This window comes from Kitasatospora sp. NPDC091257, assembly GCF_044757675.1.
GTDB classification, from domain to species: domain Bacteria; phylum Actinomycetota; class Actinomycetes; order Streptomycetales; family Streptomycetaceae; genus Kitasatospora; species Kitasatospora lactacystinica.
The window spans coordinates 1-2,519 of sequence record NZ_JBIVVI010001259.1 but is presented as its reverse complement, the minus strand read 5'-3'; the positions used below and the strand labels follow the sequence as shown (position 1 = coordinate 2,519).

The following is a 2,519-nucleotide window of genomic DNA, read 5'->3' as shown; positions in this document are numbered from 1 at the left end:
GGCCGGCCCTCAGCGGGACTCAGAGCCGCTGGGGGAGCTGCCGGGCGAGCGGCCCGCCGGTCCGCCCGGCGCCGGCCGGGGCGAACGACGGCCGGCCCGGGTCGAGCAGCCACATGCCCGGGCGGACCTCCACGGCGGCCGCCCGCCCGTCCGGACCGGCGATCCGCTCCGCGGTGCGGCGGGCGTAGGTGGCCCAGCGGCGGTCGCCGAGCCGTTCGGCGGCCCTCCCGCACTCGTCGAGCAGCCGGAGGGCGCCGAGCGGGAGCCCCTGGTGCAGGTTCACCATCGCCAGACCGCCCAGCGCGGCCACGACCCCCCGCAGGTCGTGGCCGGCCGAGCAGAGGGCCAGCGCCCGGCCGTACCGCCGGGCGGCGGTCGTCAGGCGGCCCCGGCCGAGCAGGACGTCGGCCTCGCCGATCCGGCAGCGCGCGGCCCCGAGCCGGTCTCCGGCCAGGCCGAACAGCCGGCGGGCCTCGCCGTACCGGCCGAGCGCCCGGTCCGCCTCGCGCCGCTGCCAGGCGAGGTCGCCCAGGGAGTGGAGCACCGCCGCCTCGGCGGCCGGGGAACCCGCCCGGCGCGCGGCGTCGAGCGCGAGCCGGTGGGAGGTCTCCCACTGGTCCCAGACCGCGCAGGTCTGGAAGTACCCGGCGGTACTGCCCGCCAGGTCCCACACCAGGGACCACAGCCCGGCCGCGTGCGCCAGCCGCACCGACTGCACCAGCCCGGCGGCCTCCTGCCGGAACCAGGCCAGCGGCGCGCACGGCGCCGGTGCCCGGTCGCCCGCGCCGGACGGCGGCGCCGGGGCCGGCTCCTCGGGCTGCCGGCTGCGGCCGGGCGTGAGCAGTGCGTCGGCCCGGCGGGCGAGGGACAGGTAGGCGGCGCACAGCCGCGCCGTCGCCGCGCGCAGCGAGTCCGTGCGCTCCTGCTGGCGCAGTTCCCCGGAGAGCACCCGCAGCAGCTCGTGGAAGCCGTAGCGGACCTGCCCGTCCGGCTGCGGCCTGGTCTCCAGCAGCTGGGCGCGGACCAGGCCCTCCACCAGCTCCTCGGCGACGGGCGCCTCGACGTCGAGCAGCGCCGCCACCGTCCACAGCGCGAAGTCGGGCACGGGGGCCAGCCCCAGCAGCCGGAACGCCCGCTGCTGCTCGGGCCGCGCCTCCTGGTACGCCGTCATCAGGCAGGCCCGCAGGTCGAGGTCGCCCTCGCGCAGCCGCTCCAGCCGGGTCCGTTCGTCGCGCAGCCGGGCCGCCAGGCCCTCGGCGGTGGTGTGCGGACGGGCGACCAGCGAGGCCGCCGCGACCCGCAGGGCGAGCGGCAGGTGACCGCAGAGCCCGGCGATCTCCGCCACCGCCACCGGGTCGGCCGCCATCAGCTCCCCTCCGGCGACGTGGAGCATCTCCATCGCCTCGTCCGGGCGCAGCGGCTGGAGGACGAGGTGCCGGGCGCCGTCGAGGGCGGAGAGCATCCGCCGGCCGGTGACGATCACCGAGCAGTCGCCGACCGCCGCCAGCAGGGGGCGGATCTGCTCCTCCGAGCCGGCGTCGTCGAGCACCAGCAGCGGCCGGCGCCCCCGTAAGGCGCGCTGCAGTGCCGCGGTGAGCTGCCCGCGGTCCGCCGGGACCTGGTCCGCCGCGCCGTGGTCGCCCCCACCGAGCCCGCGCAGCAGGGCGGTTGCCGCCTCGTCGGCGGTCAGCGGCCGGCCGAGCGGCCCGCGCAGCCGGACCAGGACCTGGCCGTCCGGGAACGCGTCCGCGACCTGCCGGGCCAGCCGCACCGCGAACGCCGTCTTGCCCACGCCGGCCCGTCCGGCCACCGCCACCAGCCGCACCGGCGGCCGGCCGGCGTCGCCGCGCAGCATCCGCTCGGCCGAGGCGGTCTCCTCGTGGCGTCCGATGAGCCTCTCCGTCCCGCCGGGCAGCCCCCGCAGCGGCCCGGCGGTCGGGGAGGCGGCCCGGGCGGCGGACCCGCCGGCCGGCTCGGGAGGTCTCCAGTCGAGGGACGGGTCCGAGCGCAGGATCCGCTCCTGGAGGCGCTTGAGCGAGCGCCCGGGTTCCACGCCGAGCTCCTCGACCAGCGAGCGCCGCAGCCTGGCGTAGACCCGCAGGGCGTCCGACTGGCGGTCGGTGCGGTACAGCACCACCATCAGGTGGCCGTGCAGCGCCTCCCGCAGCGGGTGCTCGGTGGCCAGCGCCATCAGTTCCCCGGCGAGCTTGCGGTGGTGGCCGAGCCGCAGGTCCGCCCGGATCCGCTGGTCGAGCGACTCCATCCGCAGCTCGTCCAGCCGGATGGCGGTGCTCTCCAGGCGCACCCCGTGCGGCACGCCGGACAGCGCCGGGCCGGTCCACACCGCCAGCGCGTCGTGCAGCAGCCGGGAGGCGGCGGCGAAGTCGCCCTGCTCGTAGGCGGTACGGCCGGCCACCCGCAGCGTCTCGAAGCGGGCCAGGTCGAAGTCCTCCTCGGGCACCCGCAGCAGGTACCCCGGGGACCGGGTGAGCAGCAGTTCCTCGGTCTCCAGTCCGGGG

The 2,519-nt window shown here is 78.7% G+C and carries 1 protein-coding gene; it reads right to left on the bottom strand.

Annotated elements, in window-relative coordinates:
• Window positions 1–19: 19 nt before the first annotated feature.
• The coding region (locus ACIQOV_RS37035; protein ID WP_401055188.1) for a BTAD domain-containing putative transcriptional regulator at window positions 20–2,519 on the bottom strand (2,500 nt) is incomplete at its 5' end.